Origin of the sequence: Shinella sp. SUS2 (assembly GCF_001262505.1) — a bacterium.
Taxonomy (GTDB): Bacteria; Pseudomonadota; Alphaproteobacteria; order Rhizobiales; family Rhizobiaceae; genus Shinella.
In genome coordinates, this window is record NZ_KQ410731.1 from 145,277 (window position 1) to 166,056 (window position 20,780).

19 protein-coding genes and 1 other RNA gene are annotated in these 20,780 nt (G+C 64.3%); 16 read left to right on the plus strand and 4 right to left on the minus strand.

The features are described from left to right. Positions 1–32: 32 nt before the first annotated feature. Positions 33–1,439, plus strand: a complete 1,407-nt coding sequence (locus tag AKG11_RS15545; RefSeq protein WP_050744525.1) for a serine hydrolase domain-containing protein — start codon at positions 33–35, stop codon at positions 1,437–1,439. On the opposite strand, the gene AKG11_RS15550 is transcribed toward AKG11_RS15545, so the two are convergent. Further along, positions 1,424–1,825, minus strand: a complete 402-nt coding sequence (locus AKG11_RS15550; protein ID WP_050744526.1) for a ketosteroid isomerase-related protein — start codon at positions 1,823–1,825, stop codon at positions 1,424–1,426. The two genes, AKG11_RS15545 and AKG11_RS15550, sit on opposite strands and share 16 nt — an antisense overlap. A 183-nt stretch (positions 1,826–2,008) precedes the next feature. On the opposite strand from AKG11_RS15550, the gene AKG11_RS15555 reads away from it, so the two are divergent. Beyond that, the gene (locus AKG11_RS15555) at positions 2,009–2,596 is read left to right on the plus strand and encodes a GNAT family N-acetyltransferase (RefSeq protein ID WP_024271545.1); all 588 of its coding nucleotides are present in this window, start codon (positions 2,009–2,011) and stop codon (positions 2,594–2,596) included. Positions 2,597–2,618: 22 nt separating this feature from the next. On the opposite strand, the gene AKG11_RS15560 is transcribed toward AKG11_RS15555, so the two are convergent. From AKG11_RS15560 to AKG11_RS15570, 3 genes are all read right to left on the minus strand, one after another. After that, positions 2,619–3,548, minus strand: a complete 930-nt coding sequence (locus AKG11_RS15560) for a lytic transglycosylase domain-containing protein (protein ID WP_050744527.1) — start codon at positions 3,546–3,548, stop codon at positions 2,619–2,621. Positions 3,549–3,680: 132 nt separating this feature from the next. Further along, complete coding sequence (locus AKG11_RS15565) at positions 3,681–4,310, minus strand: LysE family translocator (protein ID WP_023517179.1); 630 nt, start codon at positions 4,308–4,310, stop codon at positions 3,681–3,683. Positions 4,311–4,393: 83 nt separating this feature from the next. After that, positions 4,394–5,608, minus strand: coding sequence for a pyrophosphate--fructose-6-phosphate 1-phosphotransferase (locus tag AKG11_RS15570; RefSeq protein ID WP_023517180.1), 1,215 nt, complete (start codon positions 5,606–5,608; stop codon positions 4,394–4,396). Positions 5,609–5,847: 239 nt separating this feature from the next. Between AKG11_RS15570 and AKG11_RS15575 the strand changes: the two genes are divergently transcribed. From AKG11_RS15575 to ftsW, 14 genes are all read left to right on the plus strand, one after another. After that, on the plus strand, positions 5,848–6,588 hold the full coding sequence (locus AKG11_RS15575) for a TerB family tellurite resistance protein (protein WP_037409464.1): 741 nt from the start codon (positions 5,848–5,850) through the stop codon (positions 6,586–6,588). After that, a complete protein-coding gene (locus tag AKG11_RS15580) occupies positions 6,585–7,349 on the plus strand; it encodes an N-acetylmuramoyl-L-alanine amidase (protein ID WP_023516140.1) in 765 nt (254 codons plus the stop codon). Before AKG11_RS15575 ends, AKG11_RS15580 begins: the two co-directional genes overlap by 4 nt. A gap of 225 nt (positions 7,350–7,574) precedes the next feature. After that, entirely contained in the window at positions 7,575–8,237 is a 663-nt protein-coding gene (locus AKG11_RS15585; protein ID WP_023516141.1) for a lytic transglycosylase domain-containing protein, read from the plus strand. Positions 8,238–8,310: 73 nt separating this feature from the next. After that, positions 8,311–9,492 (plus strand): NAD(P)/FAD-dependent oxidoreductase, encoded by a 1,182-nt coding sequence (locus AKG11_RS15590; protein ID WP_050744528.1) that lies wholly within the window; start codon positions 8,311–8,313, stop codon positions 9,490–9,492. Between the two features lie 41 nt (positions 9,493–9,533). Then, positions 9,534–9,929, plus strand: an RNA gene (gene rnpB, locus AKG11_RS16155) — RNase P RNA component class A. 420 nt (positions 9,930–10,349) lie between these two features. Beyond that, complete coding sequence (gene mraZ / locus AKG11_RS15595) at positions 10,350–10,790, plus strand: division/cell wall cluster transcriptional repressor MraZ (RefSeq protein ID WP_023516122.1); 441 nt, start codon at positions 10,350–10,352, stop codon at positions 10,788–10,790. Between the two features lie 14 nt (positions 10,791–10,804). Next, a complete protein-coding gene (rsmH, locus tag AKG11_RS15600; protein ID WP_050744529.1) occupies positions 10,805–11,830 on the plus strand; it encodes a 16S rRNA (cytosine(1402)-N(4))-methyltransferase RsmH in 1,026 nt (341 codons plus the stop codon). 3 nt (positions 11,831–11,833) lie between these two features. Beyond that, the gene (locus AKG11_RS15605; protein WP_023516120.1) at positions 11,834–12,235 is read left to right on the plus strand and encodes a cell division protein FtsL; all 402 of its coding nucleotides are present in this window, start codon (positions 11,834–11,836) and stop codon (positions 12,233–12,235) included. Further along, complete coding sequence (locus tag AKG11_RS15610; protein WP_050744530.1) at positions 12,235–13,983, plus strand: peptidoglycan D,D-transpeptidase FtsI family protein; 1,749 nt, start codon at positions 12,235–12,237, stop codon at positions 13,981–13,983. The genes AKG11_RS15605 and AKG11_RS15610 overlap by 1 nt, the downstream gene beginning before the upstream one ends. 64 nt (positions 13,984–14,047) lie before the next feature. Further along, positions 14,048–15,499, plus strand: coding sequence for a UDP-N-acetylmuramoyl-L-alanyl-D-glutamate--2,6-diaminopimelate ligase (locus AKG11_RS15615; RefSeq protein ID WP_050744531.1), 1,452 nt, complete (start codon positions 14,048–14,050; stop codon positions 15,497–15,499). Next, positions 15,496–16,929 carry a UDP-N-acetylmuramoylalanyl-D-glutamyl-2,6-diaminopimelate--D-alanyl-D-alanine ligase gene (locus AKG11_RS15620; protein WP_050744532.1) on the plus strand — a complete coding sequence of 478 codons (1,434 nt, stop codon included), beginning with the start codon at positions 15,496–15,498 and terminating at the stop codon, positions 16,927–16,929. Before AKG11_RS15615 ends, AKG11_RS15620 begins: the two co-directional genes overlap by 4 nt. A gap of 116 nt (positions 16,930–17,045) precedes the next feature. Continuing rightward, positions 17,046–18,146 carry a phospho-N-acetylmuramoyl-pentapeptide-transferase gene (mraY, locus tag AKG11_RS15625; RefSeq protein ID WP_023516116.1) on the plus strand — a complete coding sequence of 367 codons (1,101 nt, stop codon included), beginning with the start codon at positions 17,046–17,048 and terminating at the stop codon, positions 18,144–18,146. Positions 18,147–18,153: 7 nt separating this feature from the next. Then, the gene (gene murD, locus AKG11_RS15630) at positions 18,154–19,551 is read left to right on the plus strand and encodes a UDP-N-acetylmuramoyl-L-alanine--D-glutamate ligase (protein ID WP_050744533.1); all 1,398 of its coding nucleotides are present in this window, start codon (positions 18,154–18,156) and stop codon (positions 19,549–19,551) included. A gap of 67 nt (positions 19,552–19,618) precedes the next feature. Then, complete coding sequence (ftsW, locus tag AKG11_RS15635) at positions 19,619–20,773, plus strand: putative lipid II flippase FtsW (RefSeq protein ID WP_023516471.1); 1,155 nt, start codon at positions 19,619–19,621, stop codon at positions 20,771–20,773. Positions 20,774–20,780: the final 7 nt, after the last annotated feature.

The window sequence follows — 20,780 nt, forward strand, 5'->3', positions numbered from 1 at the left end:
TGATTGTCTCGCACCTGGAAGGAGAGGCCGGTATGAGACGATTCTACAGGCTTGCCGCCTGGACGCTTTCCCTTCTCGCCGCCGTCGTGCTGGTGGGGGCGAGCTGGCTCATCGTATCGCCGCCTGCTCTGCTCAGCGTCGGCTCCGGCTATGCCGCCAAGATCGTCTGCTCCAGCGCCTTCATCTCCGGCCGAGATCCGGATGAGGTACTCGCCGAGGACGTGCAGGCCCCCGGCCATCCGCTCCTCAAACTGATGCGGCAGGATGTCGATCTTGCCGGAAAGACGGTGACGACACGCCTGCTCGGCCTCTTTGCTCCGGGGTATGCCGTCTGGCACGAGGGGTTCGGCTGTACCGGCGTGCCGGACGGCGACTTCGAGGCGGCGCGGCAGGCGATCTCCGATGTCGCCCTGCCGAAGGTCCCGCCCGTGGACCCGGCCGTCGCCTGGCCCGATGGCGAGGCGGTGACGGAGGATGCGCGCGTCGCGGCCCTGCTCGCCGACCCCAAGCTTGCCGGTCCCGGCATGCGGGCGATCGTCGTCGTGCATGACGGGCGCATCGTCGCGGAAGCCTATGCGGACGGTTTTTCGAAGACGGTGCCGCTGCTCGGCTGGTCGATGACCAAGACGGTCAATGCGGCGCTGATCGGCCGGCTGATGCAGGCCGGCGCCCTGACGCCGGACATGAACAACCTCTTCCCGGAATGGCGCGGCGATACGCGGTCGAAGATCACGCTCGCGCAGCTTCTGGCCATGGAGAGCGGGCTTGCCTTCAACGAGAGCTATGGCAGCGTGGCGGATGTCACGCGCATGCTGTTCCTCGAGCCGGATATGTCGCGCTTCGTGCTGTCGCTGCCGCTCGAGGCCAATCCGGGCGAGCGCTTCACCTATTCGAGTGGCACGGCGGTGCTTCTCTCGCGCATCTGGATGGGCGCGCTCAACGGGCGCAGCCAGGCGCTCTCCTTCCCGGTGCGGGCGCTGTTTGCGCCGCTCGGCATGGCAAGCGCGGTGATGGAGCCGGACGAGACCGGTATTTTCGTCGGCTCTTCCTATATGTACGCGACGGCGCGTGACTGGGCGCGCTTCGCGCTCTTCCTGCTCGACGACGGGGTGTGGAAGGGCAACCGGTTGCTGCCTGCCGGGTTCGTCGGGGCCATGGTGATGCCGACGAAAGCGTCCGGCGGCGCCTACAGCCATATGCAGACCTGGGCGAAGGGCCCGGGCGACAAGAGCGATGCTGGCTACGGCCTGCCGGACGAGACGTTCTGGATCCTCGGCCATGACGGCCAGTCGGCCGCTATCATTCCCGCGAAGAGGCTTGCGGTGATCCGGCTGGGGCTGACGCCGTCGAAACTTGGCTATCGGCCCCAGCCGCTGGTGAAGAGCGTTCTCGATATCCTGGACGCACCCGACCTTCAGACCGATCAGGCGCCGACCTGAGCAATCCAGTCGTTGAGATTGTAGGTGTTGGAGATGCGCGCGACCTTGCCGTCGCGAATCTCGAAGAACGCGCCGGCCGGCAGCACATAGGTCTGGCCATTGGCTTCCGGCAGGCCCTCGTCGGTGGCGAGGTACTGGCCGTTGACGGTGAATTCGGCAGCGCCGCGCGTGCCGTCGTCGTTGGACATGATGACGATGTCCGTCAGCGTCTCGCGGTAGCTGCGGTTCATATGCGCCATGAAGTCGCGGAAGACCTGCTTGCCGACCTGGCGGCCGCCCTGGTTGATGTCGTGGATGACGTCCTCGTGCAGGAGGTCGAAGAAGGCCTCCATGTCCTGCCTGTTGAAAGCATCGTAATAGGCGCGGATCGTCTCTTTTGCTGGCATGTCATCCCTCATATCGTTGCTCTAGATCGGTTCCGCTTTTCTTCGAATCGCGAAAACGCTCTATCTCTTTTTCCTCTCGCATTTCCGGACGCAAAACTGCTCCGCACTTTTGCTGGGAATGCTTTCGGGCAAAGCCCGTCCGCCTTATAGCATTGTTCAAATCGTTGGGAACATTCACGGATCATGCAGATCAAGATTGTCCATGGCACCGCCGTGACGCCTTACATCGCCGACCTTGCACGCCTGCGCATCGAGGTCTTTCGCGCCTTTCCCTATCTTTACGAGGGCAGCGAGGACTATGAAGTCTCCTATCTCGCGACCTATGCGCAGTCACCGGAGAGTTTTTTCGCGCTGGCGCTCGATGGCGAGCGCATCGTAGGGGCCTCGACGGGTGTGCCGATGGCGGATGCCTCGGAGGTTTTCCGGACGCCGTTCGTCGCGGCAGGCATGGATCCCCAAAAGGTCTTCTATTTCGGCGAATCCGTGCTGCTGCCGACCTATCGGGGCAGGGGCCTTGGCGTGCGCTTCTTCGAGGAGCGCGAAGCCTATGCCCGCCACCTCGGCCGTTTCGACTGGTGCGCCTTCTGCGCCGTCGATCGCCCGAAGGAGCACCCGCTGCGGCCGGCGGACTACATGCCGCTCGATGAATTCTGGGGAAAACGCGGTTACCAGCGCCGTGCAGCGCTCACCACGATGCTTGCCTGGCAGGATATCGGCGAGGCGGTGGAAACGGAAAAGCCGATGACGTTCTGGCTGAAGCCGGCGCGCTGACGTCCTTTGCCGCGAGGCCGGCTTATCTCAGGCCGGTCTCGTCGAGCAGGCCCTTGCGCTTGGCGTGATAGTAATAGCCGGCGGCATAAAGGCGTACCGCGCCGTCGTTCTTGTCGTCGGCGACCATCCAGGCCCCGCGCAGATACTTGCCCGCGTATTTGATGTTCGTCTCGGCGTCGAACAGGCCTTCGGCCGGGCCTTCATAACCCATGCTTTTCGCGGTCGCATACTTGATCTGCATCAGGCCGTAGTGGCCACGATTGTAGGCCCTGGGATTGTAGGTGCTTTCGCGCTTGACGACGCGATGCAGCAGGGATTCCGGGATGCCGTAGATCGCGGCATACTTGGTGATGATCGCATCGATCGGCGTGCCCGACTTCTTGAAGGGCTGCTCGGACTGCTGAACGACAAGACGGGTCTGCGTCGTCAGAACGGCGTTGCTCACCAAAGCAGGTTTCGCCATCGGCACGATCTTGCGGCTGGCGACGAGCTGTTCGAGACCTTCCGGCTCGCCACTGTCAAAGCCCGGCTCCATGACGGAAACGCCGATGACCGTGTCATAACCCTGCTTCGTCGTGGTGGCTACGCCCGCAACGTCGTTGCCGGCAAGCGCGGCGGTGGCGGCTGCGGCGCCGGTCACTGGCTTGGCCTCGGCAAGAGCCGAAACCGGAACGACAACGCCCGACGTGCCGCCCGCAACGGCGATCGGCGTCGGCAGGGCTTCGGGCGTGTTTTCCGTACCGGGTTTGGCGGCGGGCAGAGCGGCGTAGGAGACTTCCGTCGTCGTCCCGGCGGCAGCGGCGATATCCGTGGTTCCCGCGGATGCCGGCGTCACGGTCCTGGCCGAGGTCGCATCGTCGGCGACGCTGGCGCAGCCGGCGAGCGTCACGAGAAGGCCGGCGCAGGCAAGCGTGGCAATGCGTGCCGGACGGGAAACGGGTGTATCAGCCATGGTCGTCGCTCTCGGTTTGCGGGGGTGCGCGGGCGCCGAAACGCCCCCGTCTTTGCAAATCAATCGGCCGTGGCCGTGCCCCGTCCATAGCCGATCGGGCGGCAAGCGGCAACCCGTAGGCTTGCCGAGGCCTCAGGTGCCTGCCCGCTTGAGCCCTGCCGTCAGCAACCCGGCGCCGATCAGCAAGGTGCCGCCGGTGCGGTTGACGACCTTCTGAACCGAGGGTTTGCGGATGGTTTTGCGCGCGGCGGAGGCGAGCAGGGCATAGGAAAAGGCGTTAAGCGTCGCGAGCACGAGGAAGGTGATTTCGAAGATCACCATCTGCGGCAGGACGGGCTGCGTGAGGTCGAGGAACTGCGGCAGGAAGGCGACGAAGAAGACGATGCTCTTCGGGTTCAGCGCGGTCACCACATAGGCATGCGCGAAGATGCGGAAGGGTTTTTCTTCCGCCGGTGCCTCACCCTCGACCCCGCTGGAGACGGGCGCGCGCCACAGCTTGATGCCGAGCCAGATCAGATAGGCGGCACCGACCCACTTGAGGACGGTAAAGACGGCCGCCGATGTGGCGAGCAGGGCGCCGAGGCCGAGCATCGAGGCGGTCATAGCGGTGAAATCGCCGAGCGCGACGCCGGCGACCGTAGCGCCTGCCGTGCGCCGTCCATGGCCGAGTGCATAGGAGATCACGAGGAGGATCGTCGGGCCCGGAATGGCCAGCATGATGGCGGAGGCGGCGGCGAAGGCAAGCCAGTGTTCGAAAGACATAAAAACTCCCCGGATCGAGTGCAATCCGGGGAGCAAGCCATCACAAGTTTTCGCCGTCAAGCGGCGTTTTGCGCGGGCAGGCGTCAGGCCGCCGGCTTCCACTTCTGGCCGATGACGTTCATCACGTCGCCGAACCATTTTGCCGAGGTGTCGAAGTGCTTGCCGCCCTTGATGCGCGGGAACTCGATGGTGCGCAGCTTGCCGCCCTGGCCCTCGTCATGGCCGGTAACGCCCGAAACCTTGTTGAGCGCGCTTTCGACGGCAAGGTCGGTCATGCTCTGGATGAGGCGCAGGTCGTCGCCATTCGCCGGGGCGGAGCGGGCATAGTACCCCGACTTCTGCACCATTGCGCGTTCGGCGCCGAGCAGGGCGGCGAACTGTTTGGAGAACCAGTTGCCGACATTGATCGTGTCGATCTTCACATGGCCGAAGGCATCGCGCTTGACGGTTTCGCCGGCGGCTTCCCGCTCCGCCACGATCGCGTCGAGGCAGGCGCCTTCCGAAACGAAGAGCGTGACGAAGCCGGCGCGGTCCATGATGCCCCTGAGGCGTTCGGCCTCGGCTTCGAGGTTGAAGGCCAGCTCCGGCAGGTAGAGGCCGTCGATGTTCTTCAGCTGCTTGTTCATCATGAAGCCGTCGACATACTCGTTGCCGTTGGTCTTCTGGATATAGGCGCGGGCCGTCGCGGCGGTGAGCCAGCCGCAATGGCGGCCCATCACTTCATGCACGACGAGCGTCTTCGGCGCGGCGCTCTGCTCGTTGCTGACATGGTCGAAGAAGCCGGCGCCGACTTCCGCGGCCGTCCAGGCGCCGAGCGACTGACGGATCGGCACGACGTCGTTGTCGACCGTCTTCGGAAGGCCGACGACGGTGAGGTTGTAGCCGTTGGCGCCCAGATAGGCGGCAAGGTCGGCGGCCGTCGTGTTGGTGTCGTCGCCGCCGATCGTGTGCAGGATGGTGATGCCATCCTTGGCGAGCCGTTCGGCCGCCACGCGCAGCGGGTTCTCGCCTTCCTTGACGAGGCCGCGCTTCACGCAGTCGGCAGCGTTCGTCAGCTTGACGCGGCTGTTGCCGATCGGCGAACCACCATAGCGATGGAGGAGGGGCGCCTTTTCGCGCATGTCCTTGGTGATTTCGATGCGGTCGGCCAGCAGCAGGCCCTGGTAGCCCGAGCGATAGGCGACGAGCTCGATGTCGGGCGCGATGTCGCTGTAGCGTTCGATGAGGCCTCCGACAGCGGACGACAGACAGGGTGCGAGCCCGCCCGCGGTCAGCATTGCGACTTTCTGCTTGGCCATGTTTCCTCCTCGGCGTCAGCCCGTCTCGATGGTGCAGTTGCTCTAGCGCAGAATCCCCGGGAGGGGAACGGCGCGGCGAACTTATCCGCACTCCATGACGGATTGACTCTCGTGCTCCACAGGCGGAAATCCTGCAGCGGGGATTTTGCATGCCGCCACTTGATGAGGGCCATCAAAATTTTGTCATTCAGACATTTCGCGCCTTGCTTTCCCTGCAATTGTCTGCTCAAGGTCACCTTATGTTCCAGAATTCGCCCAGTTGCTTCATCAGTGCCGTATGGGATCGCCTCGTCGGCATGGTCTCGGATGCCGCCAGCAACGTGCTGTCCGGCGTGGTCGAGGCCGTGCGCACGCTGTTCGAAGGCGATCCGGAAACCCGCAGGCAGGTCGCCTTCTCGGTGGCGATGATCGCGCTTTCGGCCAAGATGGCGAAGGCGGACGGTATCGTGACGACCGCCGAGGTCGACGCCTTCAAGGACATCTTCAAATACCCCGACAATCAGGCGGCCAATGTCGCCCGGCTCTACAATCTCGCGCGCCAGGACGTCGCCGGCTACGAGGCCTATGCGGAGAAGATGAAGGCGCTCTGCGTCTCCTGCGAAAAGAACTGCCCGATCCTCGAGGACATCGTCGATGGCCTGTTCCATATTGCCAAGGCCGACGGGCTGATTCACGAGAATGAAATGGCCTTCCTCGGCCGGGTCGCCGAAATCTTCGGCATGGCGGACGAGCGCTTCGAGCAGATCACGGCGCGGCATGTGCATGTCAGCGGCCGTGACCCCTACAAGGTGTTGGGCGTCAAGCCGAGCGACGATTTTGCGGAAATCCGCAAGCGGTACCGGGTGCTTGCCTCGGAGAATCACCCTGATAGGCTGGTGGCGCGTGGCGTGCCGGCCGAGTTCCATCAGATTGCGAACGACCGCATGGCCGCGCTCAACGCTGCCTATGAGGCGATCGAGAAGGAACGCTGCGCTGCATGAGCGCATTCATCTGTGACTATGCCGGCGCGACCGCTGCGCCGTCGCCGAATTTCGGCGAGCGGGCGGGCGGGCGCACGCCTGACATCATCCTCCTGCATTATACCGGCATGGAAACGGCCGACGGCGCGCTGAAATGGCTCTGCGCGCCGGAAAGCCAGGTCTCCTGTCACTACTTCGTGCATGAGGACGGGCGCGTCGAGCAGCTCGTGCGCGAGGCGGATCGTGCCTGGCACGCGGGAAAGAGCTTCTGGAAGGGCGAGACCGACATCAATTCGGCCTCCATCGGCATCGAGATCGCCAATGCCGGACACCCCGGCGGGCTGCCGGATTTTCCGGATGCTCAGGTCGCAGCGGTCGTCGAACTGTGTCGGGATTGTGGCAAGAGATGGCAAATCGCCCCGGAACGGGTGCTTGCGCACTCCGATGTTGCCCCTGTTCGCAAGGTCGATCCGGGTGAAAAGTTCCCCTGGGAACGCCTTCATGCCGGGGGTGTCGGGCACTGGGTGGCACCGTCGCCGATCGCCGGCGGACGCTTCTTCCAGAAGGGGGATGCGGGCCAGCCCGTCGAAGCCCTGCAGACCATGCTGTCACTCTACGGCTATGGTACTGAAATCGATGGTGTTTATTCGGAAAAAATGGAGGGCGCCGTGGCTGCTTTCCAGCGCCATTTCCGGCCTGAGCGGGTCGATGGCATCGCCGATTTTTCGACCATCGACACGCTGCACCGGCTGCTTTCCGCGTTGCCGCGACTGGCTGCCTGAGAGTCTATCCGAATATTCGAATATTACAGGCTGTAACAGAAGTTTACCGTTTCGCCACATCCTGACCTGATTGGGGATGTTCTTTCCGCTTGCGTTCATTGCAGCGCAGCATGCGGTCAGGGCCTGATCGCGATCAATGAGGATCGAGACGTTTGCGCGGGCTGCGCGGCTTGAAATGCCGCCGGCCAAGGCAGTGCCTTTGCGCCTTTTGGAGACGATGACTAGATGAGAAGACTTCTTGCTGCCTTCAGCGCGGCCTGCTTTTGTGTGTCCGTTTTTTCCGCCGCCACGGCATATGCCGAACCCTCCCGGGGCCCGGCCAAGAAACAGTATCTGTTCCAGACTTCCGAAAAACAGGAGGCCGCCGGCAAGGAAAAGCCGCGCAAGGTTTCCAGCAAGCGCAGCAACAAGCGCAAGACCGTCATCGACAAGGACGGCGTGGTCGTCGGCAAGCTGAAGACCTACAAGAGCACGACCGGCTATCCCAAGGCGGAAAACCCGCTGAGCGCGGATCTCAAGACGGCCAGCTATTCCGGCTTGATCCAGACCTATGCCAAGGCCTACGGCGTGCCTGTCGACCTCGCCCATGCGGTGGTGCGCGTCGAGAGCAACTTCAACCCGCGGGCTCGCGGCGGTGCCGGTGAAATCGGGCTGATGCAGATCAAGCCGGCGACGGCCCGCATGATGGGCTATCGCGGCGGCGCCAAGGGTCTCTACGATCCCGAGACCAACATCAAGTTCGGCATGAAGTACCTTGCCATGGCGCACGACCTTTCCGGCGGCACGACCTGCGGCACGATCCTGCGCTACAATGCCGGCCATGGCGCCAAGCGCATGAACCCGGTCTCCAAGCGCTATTGCGGCAAGGTGCAGAGCATCATCGACTGATCGCCGCGACGTTTCGCGGGCTGGAATCGGCCCGCGGCCATGCTATGCCATCGGTGAAAAGCGAGGGTAGGGCATGGATCGGCATTTCGATTTCGTCGTCGTGGGCAGGGGCATGATGGGGGCGGCGGCCGCGCGCCACCTTGCCGCAACGGGCGCTTCCGTGGGGCTCGTTGGGCGGGGAGAGCCTGCCGACTGGCAGAAGCACGACGGCGTCTTCGCCAGTCACTACGACAGCGGCCGCATTACCCGCACGATCGACCAGGATCCGGACTGGGCCCTGCTCGCCAAGCGGTCGATCGCCCGCTACCGCGCCATCGAGGCCGAGAGCGGCATAGAGTTTTACGGCGAGACGGGTTGCCTCATCAGCGGTCCCGCCGGTGGCGGTTTCCTCAATGCCGTGGAGGCGGTGGCGAAGCGCTATGCGCTGGAAGCGCCGCTGCTCGACCGGGCGGCACTGCGGGCGCGGTTTCCCTGGTTCGACCTGCCGGAAAGTTCGGCCGGCGTCTTCGAGGTAAAGGGGGCCGGCTATGTCGATCCGCGCAAGCTTGTCGCCGCGCAGGTCGCCTGCTTTGAAAAGGCCGGCGGCGTTTCCATTTTCGACGATGCCCTGTCCGTGACGGATGCCGGCGAGCGTGCTTCGGTGGCGCTGAAGTCTGGCGGCACGGTCACCGGCGGGCGCGTGCTGGTGGCGACGGGCGGCTTTTCCCGTGCCTCGGGACTTTTGCCGAAGGTGCCGGTGCTCGTCATCAAGGCCCGCACGGTCGTGCTGGCGCAGCTTTCGCCGGGACAGGCCGTGGCCTATCGCACCATGCCGTCCTGGATCGACGAAAGCGCCGATCCGAGCGACCATTTCTACTTCCTGCCGCCGATCGTCTATCCGGACGGCCATTCCTATCTCAAGATCGGCGGTGATCCGACCGAGGTCGAGATCGAGGACGAGCAGGCGATTCGCGATTGGTTCCGCGGGGAGGGGCGTCCGGAGGCGATCGTGCATCTGAAGCGCCTGCTTGCACGGTCGATCCCCGATCTCGATCCGGTCCGCCTTGTCTCGGTGCCCTGCGTCACGACCTATACGGTGCACGGCTATCCCTATGCCGGTTTCGTGGAGGGGGACCGCATTGCGCTCCTGACCGGTGGCAACGGTGCGGCGGCGAAGAGTTCCGACGAGATTGGCCGCATCGGTGCGGACCTGGTGATTCGCGGAAAGATGGACGAGCCGGACTACAAGACGGATTTTGCGGTTCATTTCCGCTAAGCCACTGGCCTTTCCCTTCGGTATCGGTTAGTCAGCGCCTGCCAGTTGGCCGGGCAGCCGCGCCTTGCAAGTGCCGAAAGGCCGCAGGGGGAGGAAAGTCCGGGCTCCACGGAAACACGGTGCCGGATAACGTCCGGCGGGGGCGACCCCAGGGAAAGTGCCACAGAAAGCAAACCGCCTTCCTCGGAAGGTAAGGGTGAAAGGGTGGGGTAAGAGCCCACCGCGGCCATGGCGACATGGACGGCAAGGTAAACCCCACCGGGAGCAAAACCGAATAGGGATGACGCGAAGCGCGCAAGCGCTTCAGCCTGTTTCCGGGCCGGTCATCCGGGTGGGTTGCAAGAGGCCGGGCGCAAGTCCGGTCCCAGATGAATGGCTGCCACGTTCCGGCGAAAGCCGGAGCCATACAGAACCCGGCTTACAGGCCAACTGGCAAAAATCTCTCGTCGCATGACGATTTTTCACGACGTGCTAATGCGCTGAATTCCTTGGGGTTCGCGCATGGCTTGCCGTGCGTCGAAACGCACGCGGCCAATGTTTCGATCCGTGCAAATACAAGGTGTTGGCAGGCCGTTCCTAACCATTTGTTAAACTTAACGCCTTATAAACATTTGACGGTCTCACTACGGGGAACGAGGTCACTTCCCATTGACGCCCATATGGTCCCATGGTATCCCAAACTCACACTGCACGAGGACGCATGAGCGTCCGATCATCGCAAAGCTTTGAGGCTAACCGGCTGGGGACGGTGCGGCGCGTAGGCGACGCATCAGGGCTGGCTTGCGTGCGCGGTGTTGTGTTGGGTGAGCCGGGGCGGATGCACAGCGCCATGGCTCTGGAAGCGGCTGTATCGCGTCATGAACCGGTTCCTGTCGAATGCGACAAACAGGATCGATGCCAAGGGGCGGGTTTCCGTTCCTTCGGCCTTTCGCTCCGTGCTGTCGCAGCGCGACATCCGGGAGCTGTACTGCTTCCAGGATTTCTTGTTTCCGGCGATCAGCGTCGGCGGGCTGGATCTTCTCGATCGTTTCGAGCGCCAGATCGCCAGCGAGGATGTTCTTTCGCCGCAAGCCAATCGGATGTCGCTCCTGGTTCACGGGGGCGGGGTCTTCATGAAGCTCGATTCGGAAGGGCGCCTGCCGGTCACGGATTTCATCCGGGACTATACGGGTATAGCCACGGACGTGACCTTTGTCGGTCGGGCGGATCATTTTCAGCTCTGGGCACCGCAGACATTCCTGGCCACACAGGCGGCTGCCCGGGAAGAGTTCAGGACGCGAGGTCTGGGCTTGGGGTAAGACGGAGAATCGGAATGGCGGCGGATCTTGGCGGAGGTTTTTCTGATGCCGATGGCGGATCGGTCCGTCACATTCCGGTTCTTCTCTCCGAGGTTCTTGCGGCGCTTGCGCCGAAACCCGGCCAGGTCATCCTCGATGGCACGTTCGGTGCAGGCGGGTACACCTCCGCAATCCTCGCCGAGGGGGCGGATGTTATCGCGCTTGACCGCGATCCCAACGCCATTGCCGGCGGGCAGGGGCTTGTCGCGGCCTCCGGAGGCCGGCTGAGCCTCATCCATTCGCGTTTTTCCGAGCTCGCCGAACACGCGCCCGCGGGCGGGCTTGACGGTGTCGTGCTCGATATCGGCGTGTCCTCCATGCAGATCGACGAGGCCGAGCGCGGTTTCTCGTTCCAGAAGAACGGCCCGCTCGACATGCGCATGTCCGCGTCGGGCGTTTCGGCCGCCGACGTGGTGAACCGCGCAAAGGTTTCCGACCTCATCCGCATCTTCGGCTTCCTCGGCGAGGAGAAGCAGGCCGGCCGAATCGCCCGCGCCATCGAGAAGGCGCGCGAGAAGGAGCCCTTCACCACGACGCGCCAGCTCGCCAACCTCATCGAGCTGACGACGCCGCGCAAGGCCAAGGACAAGATCCATCCCGCGACACGCGTCTTCCAGGCGCTGCGCGTCTTCGTCAACGACGAGCTCGGCGAGCTCGCCGAGGCGCTGTTCGCGGCCGAGCGGGCCCTGAAGCCGGGCGGGCGGCTCGTCATCGTCTCCTTCCATTCGCTGGAAGACCGGGTCGTCAAGAAATTCTTCCAGGATCGCGCCGGAAAGGCGGCAGGGTCGCGGCATCTGCCGCAAGTTCACGACAAGGCCGCAACCTTCGCACCAGTCGGGCGCCCTATGGTGGCGGCCAGCGACGAGGAGAGCGCGGTCAATCCGCGCGCCCGATCCGCGAAGCTGAGGGCAGGCGAGCGCACGGGCGCTCCTGCCGGGACGGATGACCTGTCCATTTTCAACCTGCCGAACCTTGCCGACCTTGCGAAGATGGGAAGCTGAGTGATGTTCCGTACCCTTGATGTCGTGATGATCGCGGTCATGACCACAGCAGCCACCGTCACCTATTCGATCAAGCACCAGGCGGAGAACAAGCGGGAAGAGGTGCGCAAGCTCGATGCCGAGATCAAGCTGGAAGAGGACACGATCGACCTCCTCAAAGCGGACTGGGCGCTGCTCACCCAGCCGAACCGCCTGAACCGCCTGGTGAAGACCTTCGAGACGGACCTGAAGCTCGTTCCGACCGAATCGACCCAGCTCGCCCAGCCGAACGAGCTGCCCATGCCGATGGCCGAGCTGCCGGCGCTGGAGCCGGAGAAGGACGACAAGGTCGCCCAAAACGACAAGAAGAACAAGAAGAAGGCGAAAGAGACGGACGCAATCCAAACCGGATCGGTGGCAAACTGATGTCGTTTCTCTCCCGCATCATGGACCTCAAGAGCAAGGCGCATTTCAGTGCCGGCGGCAACAACAACCGTGCGACCGGCAATGGGGGCCACGCCTTCGAGGGCACGCGCAAGCGCTCCGGCTCGCAGGCCCGCAGCCGCGTCGCCGTCATCATCTGCTGCTTCGGCATGGTCTATGCCGTCATCGGCGGGCGACTCGTGCAATATGGCATGGCCTCGCCCGAAACCGTGTCCTCGATCGGTCCTGCCGACCACCTGATGGCTTCGCGCCCCGACATCGTCGACCGCAACGGTGAAATCCTCGCCACCGACATCCGCACCGTCTCGCTCTATGCCGAGCCGCACAAGATCGTCGATGCGGACGAGGCGGTGGAAATGCTCGCGACCGTCATGCCCGATCTCGATCGGCGCGGCATCTACCGCAAGCTCACCTCGAAATCCCGCTTCCAGTGGCTGAAGCGCCAGCTGACGCCCAAGCAGCAGAGCCGCATCCTGGCACTCGGCATTCCCGGTGTCGGCTTCCGGCCGGAAAAGCGCCGCTTCTATCCGGGTGGCGTCACGGCCTCGCATATCGTCGGCCACGTCAATATCGACAACCGCGGCATTGCCGGCATGGAGCGCTACATCGACAGCCAGGGTCTTGCCGACCTTGCCGCGATCGGCATGACGAGCGATGCCAAACTGGAACCGGTGCGCCTGTCCATCGACCTGCGCGTCCAGGCCATCGTGCGCGAGGTCGTCGCGACGGGCATGGAGAAATACAAGGCCATCGCCGCCGGCGCCGTCGTGATGGACGTTCATACGGGCGAGATCCTCGCCATGGCCTCGGTGCCGGACTACGATCCGAACAACCCGGCCGAAGGCGCCAAGGACGGCTGGATGAACCGCATGTCGAACGGCACGTTCGAGATGGGCTCCACCTTCAAGAGCTTCACGACGGCCATGGCGCTCGATTCGGGCAAGGTGAAGATCACCGACAGCTTCGATGCCCGCGCGCCGATCCGCATCGGCGGCTTCACCATCAAGGACTTCCACGGCAAGCACCGCGTGCTGACCGTGCCGGAAATCTTCCAGTACTCTTCCAATATCGGTACGGCCAAGATGGCCGACGTCGTCGGCATTGCCGGCCACAAGGAGTTTCTGACGCGGCTCGGCCTGCTGACGAAGCTCGAGACCGAGTTGCCCGAGGTGAAGACCCCGACGCAGCCGCGCGAATGGAAGAAGATCAACTCCATCACCATTTCCTTCGGCCACGGCGTCTCGACGACGCCGCTGCAGACGGCGGTGGCCGCGGCAGCGCTGATGAACGGTGGCCTCCTGATCAACCCGACCTTCCTGCCGCGCACGGCCGAGGAGGCGAACGAGGTGGCGAAGGTCGTGGTCAAGCCGGAGACCGGCGACAAGATGCGCTACCTTTTCAAGCTCAATGCGAATGACGGTTCCGGTCGCCGGGCGCTCGTTCCGGGTTTCAACGTCGGCGGCAAGACGGGTACGGCCAACAAGGTCGTCGGCGGCCGCTATTCCAACACCCAGAACTTCAACGCCTTCCTCTCGGCCTTCCCGATCGACGACCCGAAATATGTGGTCCTCACCTTCATCGACGCGCCGCAGACGGGCGAGGGCGGGGGGCGCACCGCCGGCCTCAACGCCGCGCCGATGGTCGGCGAGATCATCCGCCGCTCGGCCGCGCTTCTCGGTGTAAAGCCGAAATTCGGTGAGGACGGGTCTGCCTTGCTCGTGTCTTATTGAATGGAGAAGACGGGAAGCCGATTCGAATGGAAACGGTTTCCACTGGAAAGCAGCAGAGCGGACAATGAAGATCAGTGACCTTGCCGGACCCGAAACCAACGACCTTTCCGTCGCAGCCGCGACAGACATCCGCGGCATAACCAGTGACAGCCGGAAGGTGAAGCCGGGCGATCTCTTCGTCGCGCTTACGGGCACCAAGGCCGACGGCAGCGCCTTCATCGCCGATGCCGTCTCGCGCGGCGCCGCCGCGGTCGTCGTTGCCGCCGGCAGCAAGGCTGACGCCTCTGTCCCGGTCATTGCGGTTGCCGAGCCGCGCCGGTTCCTGGCGCTTGCCGCCGCCCGCTTCTACGGTCGCCAGCCGGAGACCATGGTCGCAGTGACCGGTACCGCCGGAAAGACCTCCGTCGCGTCCTTCACTCGCCAGATCTGGGCCCATGCCGGCCACGCCGCCGCGATGATCGGCACGACCGGCGTCGTCGCACCCGGCCGCAACGACTATGGGTCGCTGACGACCCCCGATCCGGTGTCGCTGCACGAACTGCTCGCCGAACTTGCCGCTGCCGGAGTCACGCATGCGGCCATGGAAGCGTCAAGCCACGGGCTCGACCAGGCGCGCCTCGACGGCGTGAAGCTTGCCGCCGCCGCCTTCACCAATCTTGGTCGCGACCACATGGATTATCATCCGACGGTCGAGCACTACATGGCCTCCAAGATGCGGCTGTTCGATACGCTGCTTGCCAAGGGCCAGCCCGCCGTCATCTATGCCGACGACGAGTGGTCGGCCCAGGCAATCGACGCTGCGAAGAAAGCCGGGCTCGATGTGCGCACGGTCGGCCGCAAGGGCGACTATCTCGCGTTGAAGCGTGTCGAGCATTTCCGCCACAAGCAGACCGCCGAAATCCATGTCGGCGACGACATCTATGAGGTGCACATCCCGCTTGCCGGCGATTTCCAGGTGGCGAACGCCCTTGTGGCCGCCGGCCTTGCCATGTCGACCGGCGTTTCCGCTGCAACCGCCATGGCCGCACTCGAAAAGCTGATCGGCGCCGCTGGCCGCCTCGAACTGGTGGGGCATGCCAGAAACGGCGCGCTCGCCTATGTCGACTATGCCCACAAGCCGGATGCGCTGGAAAACGTCCTCAATTCCGTGCGCCCCTTCACGACGGGTCGCGTCATCGTGGTCTTTGGCTGCGGCGGCGACCGTGACAAGGGCAAGCGGCCGATCATGGGCGAGATCGCGACGCGCCTCGCTGACGTGACGATCGTCACCGACGACAATCCGCGCTCCGAAGTCCCCGCTGTCATTCGCTCGGAAATCATGGCTGCAGCAAGGGGGGCGACCGAGATCGGCGACCGCGCCGAGGCCATCCGCAGCGCCGTCCGCATGCTGCAGTCCGGTGATACGCTGATCGTCGCCGGCAAGGGCCACGAGGAGGGGCAGACCGTCGGTACCGTCACGCTGCCGTTCTCCGACCACGCGGAACTGCGCAAGGCCCTGGAGGAACTCGACCGTTGAAATGGCTCTGGACCACGCCTGATCTCGTCGCCGCCCTGCACGGCCGCCCCATCGGCAACCTGCCGCAGGGCGTCACGGGCATTTCCATCGACAGCCGCAACATCGGCCCCGGCGAAGCGTTCTTCGCCATCAAGGGCGACCGCGTCGATGGCCATGACTTCGCGAGCTTTGCCGTTGCCAACGGTGCGGCGCTGCTCGTTGTCAGCGAGGGCAAGCTGCCGGCGCTCGGCCGGCTCGTGACGCCGATGATCGTGGTGCCGGACGTGCTCCAGGCGCTTGTCGATCTCGGCTGCGCGGCGCGTGACCGTACGGCTGCCCGCATCATCGCCGTCACCGGCTCCGTCGGCAAGACGACGACGAAGGAGATGCTGCGCCAGGCGCTCTCGCCGTCCGGCAGCGTGCATGCCTCCGTCGCATCCTTCAACAACCACTGGGGCGTGCCGCTGACGCTCGCCCGCATGCCCGAGACCACCGACTATGGTGTCTTCGAGATCGGCATGAATCACCCCGACGAGATTCGCCCGCTGGTCGCCATGGTGCGCCCGCATGTGGCAATGATCACGACGATCGCACCGGCCCATCTCGGCAATTTCCGCGATCTCCAGGAGATCGCCGCTGCCAAGGCCGAGATCTTCGAGGGTGTCGTACCGGGTGGCCATGCCCTTCTCAATCGCGACAACGAGCAGTTCGCCTTCCTCGAAAAGGCGGCCGAAGCGGCCGGCGTTTCGCATATCCACAGTTTCGGCGCCGATCCGTCGGCCGAGTTCCGCCTGCTCGATTTCATGCCGAGCGCCGATGGCGGGCTGCTGCGCGCCGCGGTCGGCGGGCAGACGCTGGAGGTGCCGATGGGCGCGCCCGGCCGGCACATCGCCGAGAATGCCGTCGCCGTGCTCGGCGCGGTGCATCTTGCCGGTGGCGATGTCGAGAAGGCGATGGCGGGGCTCGCCACCATGCAGGCGGAGAAGGGGCGGGGACGCCGCTACCGGCTAGCCAAGGATGGCGGCTGGGTCACGCTGATCGACGAGAGCTACAACGCCAATCCCGCCTCGATGCGTGCGGCGATCGCGCTCTTGCGCGACGCCGAGCCGCATGGCCGCGGCCGGCGCATCGCCGTGCTCGGCGACATGCTGGAAATGGGCGAACATTCGCCCCTCGTTCATGCCGGCCTTGCCGAACCGCTTCTCGAGGCGGGCATTGGCGATGTCTGGCTCGGCGGGCCTGATATGGCGGCGTTGCGCGATGTGCTGCCGGAAGGCGTTGCAACGGAGTATCGCGATACGGCGGATGCATTGGCCGCTCACGCGCTGGGCGCGGTGCAGCCGGGCGACGTTCTGGTCGTGAAATCGTCGAAAGGCACGGGATTCAGCCGTATCGTGGCGGCCCTGCTTGACAAATATCCGGCGTTCTCGGAGAGGGAACGCGAGCTTTGAGGGAGGTTCGGCCGGGCAGACGCCCGCCGGGCCTTCTTTTTTATGGAATCGACATCTCCGTCTGCGGTCGGTCACGCCGTGGATGACTTGGGGAACCTTTTGGGGAAAGGGTGACAATGCTGCTTTGGCTCGTCGAACTGGCTGACACCGTGCAGGTGTTCAACCTGTTCCGCTACATTACCTTCCGGACGGGCGCTGCGCTGTTCACCTCGGCCACCATCGTCTTCCTGTTCGGACCGATGATCATCTCCTCCCTGCGCATCCGCCAGGGCAAGGGCCAGCCGATCCGCGCCGACGGGCCGCAGACGCATTTCAAGAAGGCCGGTACGCCCACGATGGGCGGTCTGATGATCCTCGCCGGCATCGTCGGCAGTGCGCTGCTGTGGGCAGACCTTTCCAACGTCTACGTGGTCGCGACGCTGCTCGTCACCCTCGGCTTCGGCGCGATCGGCTTCTACGACGATTATCTCAAGGTTACCAAGCAGACCGAGAAGGGGTTTTCCGGCAAGGCGCGCCTTGGCCTCGAATTCCTTATCGCCGGGGCCGCGACCTATTTCATGATGCGGGCGTCGCTGGCGACGGGTGCTGCCGGCTCGACCTTCGGTTCCTCCATCGCCTTTCCCTTCGCCAAGGACTTCCTGCTCAACCTCGGCATCTTCTTCGTGCTGTTCGGCGGTTTCGTCATCGTGGCAGCCGGCAATGCGGTGAACCTGACGGACGGCCTCGATGGCCTTGCGACGGTCCCCGTGATGATCTCTGCCGCCTCCTTCGGCGTCATCGCCTATCTTGCCGGCAACGCCGTCTTCGCGAACTACCTGCAGATCCATTTCGTGCCCGGCACGGGCGAGCTTGCCGTGGTGCTCGGTGCGGTCATCGGCGCCGGCCTCGGCTTCCTGTGGTTCAACGCCCCGCCGGCCGCCATCTTCATGGGCGACACGGGTTCGCTGGCGCTCGGCGGCCTCATCGGTACCGTCGCCGTCGCCACGAAGCACGAAATCGTCATGGCCATCATCGGCGGTCTCTTCGTCATGGAGACGCTGTCGGTCATCATCCAGGTCGCTTCCTTCAAGCTGACGGGCAAGCGCGTCTTCCTGATGGCGCCGATCCACCACCATTTCGAGAAGAAGGGCTGGACGGAAAGTCAGGTCGTCATCCGCTTCTGGATCATCGCCGTCATCCTGGCGCTGGTCGGCCTTTCCACGCTCAAGCTGCGGTGAAGAGGCCATGATCCCCGTCACCACCTTCAAGGGAAAGACGGTCGCGCTCTTCGGGCTCGGCGGCTCCGGTCTTGCGACGGCGCTGGCGCTTGCCGCCGGCGGTGCCGACGTCACCGCCTGGGACGACAGCGCGGCAAGCGTCGAAAACGCGTCGTCCGCAGGTATCCGCACGGGTGACCTGCACAATCTCGACTGGACGGCCATCGACGCGCTGGTGCTCTCGCCCGGTGTGCCGCTCACTCATCCGAAGCCCCATTGGAGCGCGGAGCTTGCCCGCGCCGCCGGCGTCGAGATCGTCGGCGATGTCGAGCTCTTCGTGCGTGAGCGCCGGGCGCACGCGCCCGATTGCCCCTTCATCGCCATAACGGGCACGAACGGCAAATCGACCACGACGGCGCTGATCGCCCATATCCTCAAGGCGAGCGGGCGCGATACCCAACTCGGCGGCAATATCGGCACTGCGGTGCTGACGCTCGACCCGCCGAAGGCCGGCCGCTTCTATGTGGTCGAGTGCTCCTCCTACCAGATCGATCTGGCGCCGACGCTGAATCCGTCCGCCGGAATTTTGCTCAATCTGACGCCGGATCATCTCGATCGGCACGGTTCGATGGAGCACTATGCCGACGTCAAGGAACGCCTTGTCGCCCGCAGCCGGACCGCTATCGTCGGCGTCGACGACAGTTTTTGCGAACGCATTGCCGACCGCGTCGAGCGGGCCGGCACGAAGGTCGTGCGCATCTCCAAGCGCAATGTTCTGGCCGACGGCATCTATGCCGAGGGGCCGCGTCTCATCTTCGCGCAAGGTGGTGCGACCCGTGTGATCGCGGACCTCTCTTTGATCCAGACCCTGCGCGGCGCCCACAATGCCCAGAACGCCGCAGCCGCCGTCGCCGCATGCCTTGCCGTCGGTATCGGTGAGGACGAGATCCGCGCCGGCCTTGCGTCCTTCCCGGGCCTCAAACATCGCATGCAGCCGGTCGGGCGCAAGGGCGGCACGCTCTTCGTCAACGATTCCAAGGCGACGAATGCCGATGCGGCGGCACCCGCCCTGTCGAGCTTCGACCGCATCTACTGGATTGCCGGCGGTGTGCCGAAGGAGGGCGGGATTTCCTCGCTCGGCACCTTCTTCCCGAAGATCGCCAAGGCCTATCTTATCGGCGAGGCGGCGCCCGCCTTCGCGGCAACACTGGGCGAGGCGGTACCCTTCGACATGTCCGGTACGCTGGAGCGGGCGGTTCAGGACGCGGCGGCGGATGCCGAGCGGGAAGGAAACGGCCCGGTTGCCGTTCTGCTTTCCCCGGCTTGCGCAAGCTTCGACCAGTACAAGAACTTCGAAGTGAGAGGCGATGCCTTCGTGAAACATGTCGCGGCGCTGCCGGGCGTGTCCATGCTGGTCGAGGTTTAGACGAAGCGATTCCGGCAGGCGCATGCGGCGGCTTGCGTCTGGAATGGTGGAAACAGAGGATTGAAACATGGTTAGTCGTGCCGAACGTGGTGCATTGGCGGACTGGTTCTGGACGATAGACCGGTTCTTCCTGGCGGCCTTCATCCTGTTGATGGGCCTCGGCTTCATGCTGTCCTTCGCGGCGAGCCCGCCGGTTGCCGAGCGCCTCGGGCTCGACAGCTTCCACTTCGTCAAGCGCCACGCCATGTTCCTGATCCCGGCCATCGCCGTGATGTTCGGCATTTCCTTCATGACGCCCCGGCAGGTGCGGCGGGCGGCGATGATCCTTCTCGTCATCTCGATCGCCGCCATGGTGCTGGCGCTGTTCTTCGGCGTCGAGGTCAAGGGCTCGCGGCGCTGGATTTCCATCGGCAGCTTCTCCATCCAGCCGTCGGAATTCATGAAACCGGCCTTCGTCGTCATCTGTGCCTGGCTTTTCGCCGAACACGCCCGCCAGCCGGAAATCCCCGGCAACCTCTTCGCCATCATCCTCTTCGGCATCGTCGCGGCGCTGCTCGTCGCCCAGCCCGACCTTGGCCAGACCATCCTGACCGCCGCCGTCTGGGGCGGCATGTTCTTCATGGCCGGCATGCCATGGCTCTGGATCATCGTGCTTGGCGGTGCTGCCGTCGGCGGCCTGTTGACGGCCTATACCTTCCTGCCGCACGTCGCCGGCCGTATCGACAAGTTCCTGACCGGCGAGGGCGACACGTTTCAGATGGACACGGCGCGCGAGGCGATCATCCGCGGCGACTGGTTCGGCCAGGGGCCGGGCGAGGGTACCGTCAAGCGCATCATCCCCGATAGCCACACCGACTTCATCTTCTCCGTCGCGGCCGAGGAATTCGGCATTCTCTTCTGCATGGTCATCGTCATGATTTTCGCCTTCGTGGTGATGCGCGGCCTCAACCATGCCTTCAAGGAGCGCAACGATTTCACGCGGTTCGCCGTTGCCGGCCTCGTGCTGCAGATCGGTACGCAGTCGATGATCAACATCGGCGTGAACCTCGAACTCCTGCCGGCCAAGGGCATGACGTTGCCGCTGATCTCCTATGGCGGCTCGTCGATGATCGCGATCTGCGTGACGGCCGGCTTCATTCTGGCGCTGACCCGCCACCGTCCGGAAAAGCGCGCCTCCGAGCGCAGCCTGTTCCGTGGTGGTATCATGGCGCCTGCCGAATAAGGGTTTT

What these genes read in the sequence shown, in the direction of transcription:
- AKG11_RS15605 (WP_023516120.1), top strand. Translation starts at nt 11,834, where the DNA reads ATGTTCCGTACCCTTGATGTCGTGATGATCGCGGTCATGACCACAGCA.
- rsmH (WP_050744529.1), top strand. Translation starts at nt 10,805, where the DNA reads ATGGCGGCGGATCTTGGCGGAGGTTTTTCTGATGCCGATGGCGGATCG.
- AKG11_RS15560 (WP_050744527.1), bottom strand. Translation starts at nt 3,548, where the DNA reads ATGGCTGATACACCCGTTTCCCGTCCGGCACGCATTGCCACGCTTGCC.
- mraY (WP_023516116.1), top strand. Translation starts at nt 17,046, where the DNA reads ATGCTGCTTTGGCTCGTCGAACTGGCTGACACCGTGCAGGTGTTCAAC.
- AKG11_RS15550 (WP_050744526.1), bottom strand. Translation starts at nt 1,825, where the DNA reads ATGCCAGCAAAAGAGACGATCCGCGCCTATTACGATGCTTTCAACAGG.
- ftsW (WP_023516471.1), top strand. Translation starts at nt 19,619, where the DNA reads ATGGTTAGTCGTGCCGAACGTGGTGCATTGGCGGACTGGTTCTGGACG.
- AKG11_RS15615 (WP_050744531.1), top strand. Translation starts at nt 14,048, where the DNA reads ATGAAGATCAGTGACCTTGCCGGACCCGAAACCAACGACCTTTCCGTC.
- AKG11_RS15590 (WP_050744528.1), top strand. Translation starts at nt 8,311, where the DNA reads ATGGATCGGCATTTCGATTTCGTCGTCGTGGGCAGGGGCATGATGGGG.
- AKG11_RS15555 (WP_024271545.1), top strand. Translation starts at nt 2,009, where the DNA reads ATGCAGATCAAGATTGTCCATGGCACCGCCGTGACGCCTTACATCGCC.
- AKG11_RS15580 (WP_023516140.1), top strand. Translation starts at nt 6,585, where the DNA reads ATGAGCGCATTCATCTGTGACTATGCCGGCGCGACCGCTGCGCCGTCG.
- mraZ (WP_023516122.1), top strand. Translation starts at nt 10,350, where the DNA reads ATGAACCGGTTCCTGTCGAATGCGACAAACAGGATCGATGCCAAGGGG.
- AKG11_RS15570 (WP_023517180.1), bottom strand. Translation starts at nt 5,608, where the DNA reads ATGGCCAAGCAGAAAGTCGCAATGCTGACCGCGGGCGGGCTCGCACCC.
- AKG11_RS15545 (WP_050744525.1), top strand. Translation starts at nt 33, where the DNA reads ATGAGACGATTCTACAGGCTTGCCGCCTGGACGCTTTCCCTTCTCGCC.
- AKG11_RS15565 (WP_023517179.1), bottom strand. Translation starts at nt 4,310, where the DNA reads ATGTCTTTCGAACACTGGCTTGCCTTCGCCGCCGCCTCCGCCATCATG.
- AKG11_RS15610 (WP_050744530.1), top strand. Translation starts at nt 12,235, where the DNA reads ATGTCGTTTCTCTCCCGCATCATGGACCTCAAGAGCAAGGCGCATTTC.
- AKG11_RS15585 (WP_023516141.1), top strand. Translation starts at nt 7,575, where the DNA reads ATGAGAAGACTTCTTGCTGCCTTCAGCGCGGCCTGCTTTTGTGTGTCC.
- AKG11_RS15575 (WP_037409464.1), top strand. Translation starts at nt 5,848, where the DNA reads ATGTTCCAGAATTCGCCCAGTTGCTTCATCAGTGCCGTATGGGATCGC.
- murD (WP_050744533.1), top strand. Translation starts at nt 18,154, where the DNA reads ATGATCCCCGTCACCACCTTCAAGGGAAAGACGGTCGCGCTCTTCGGG.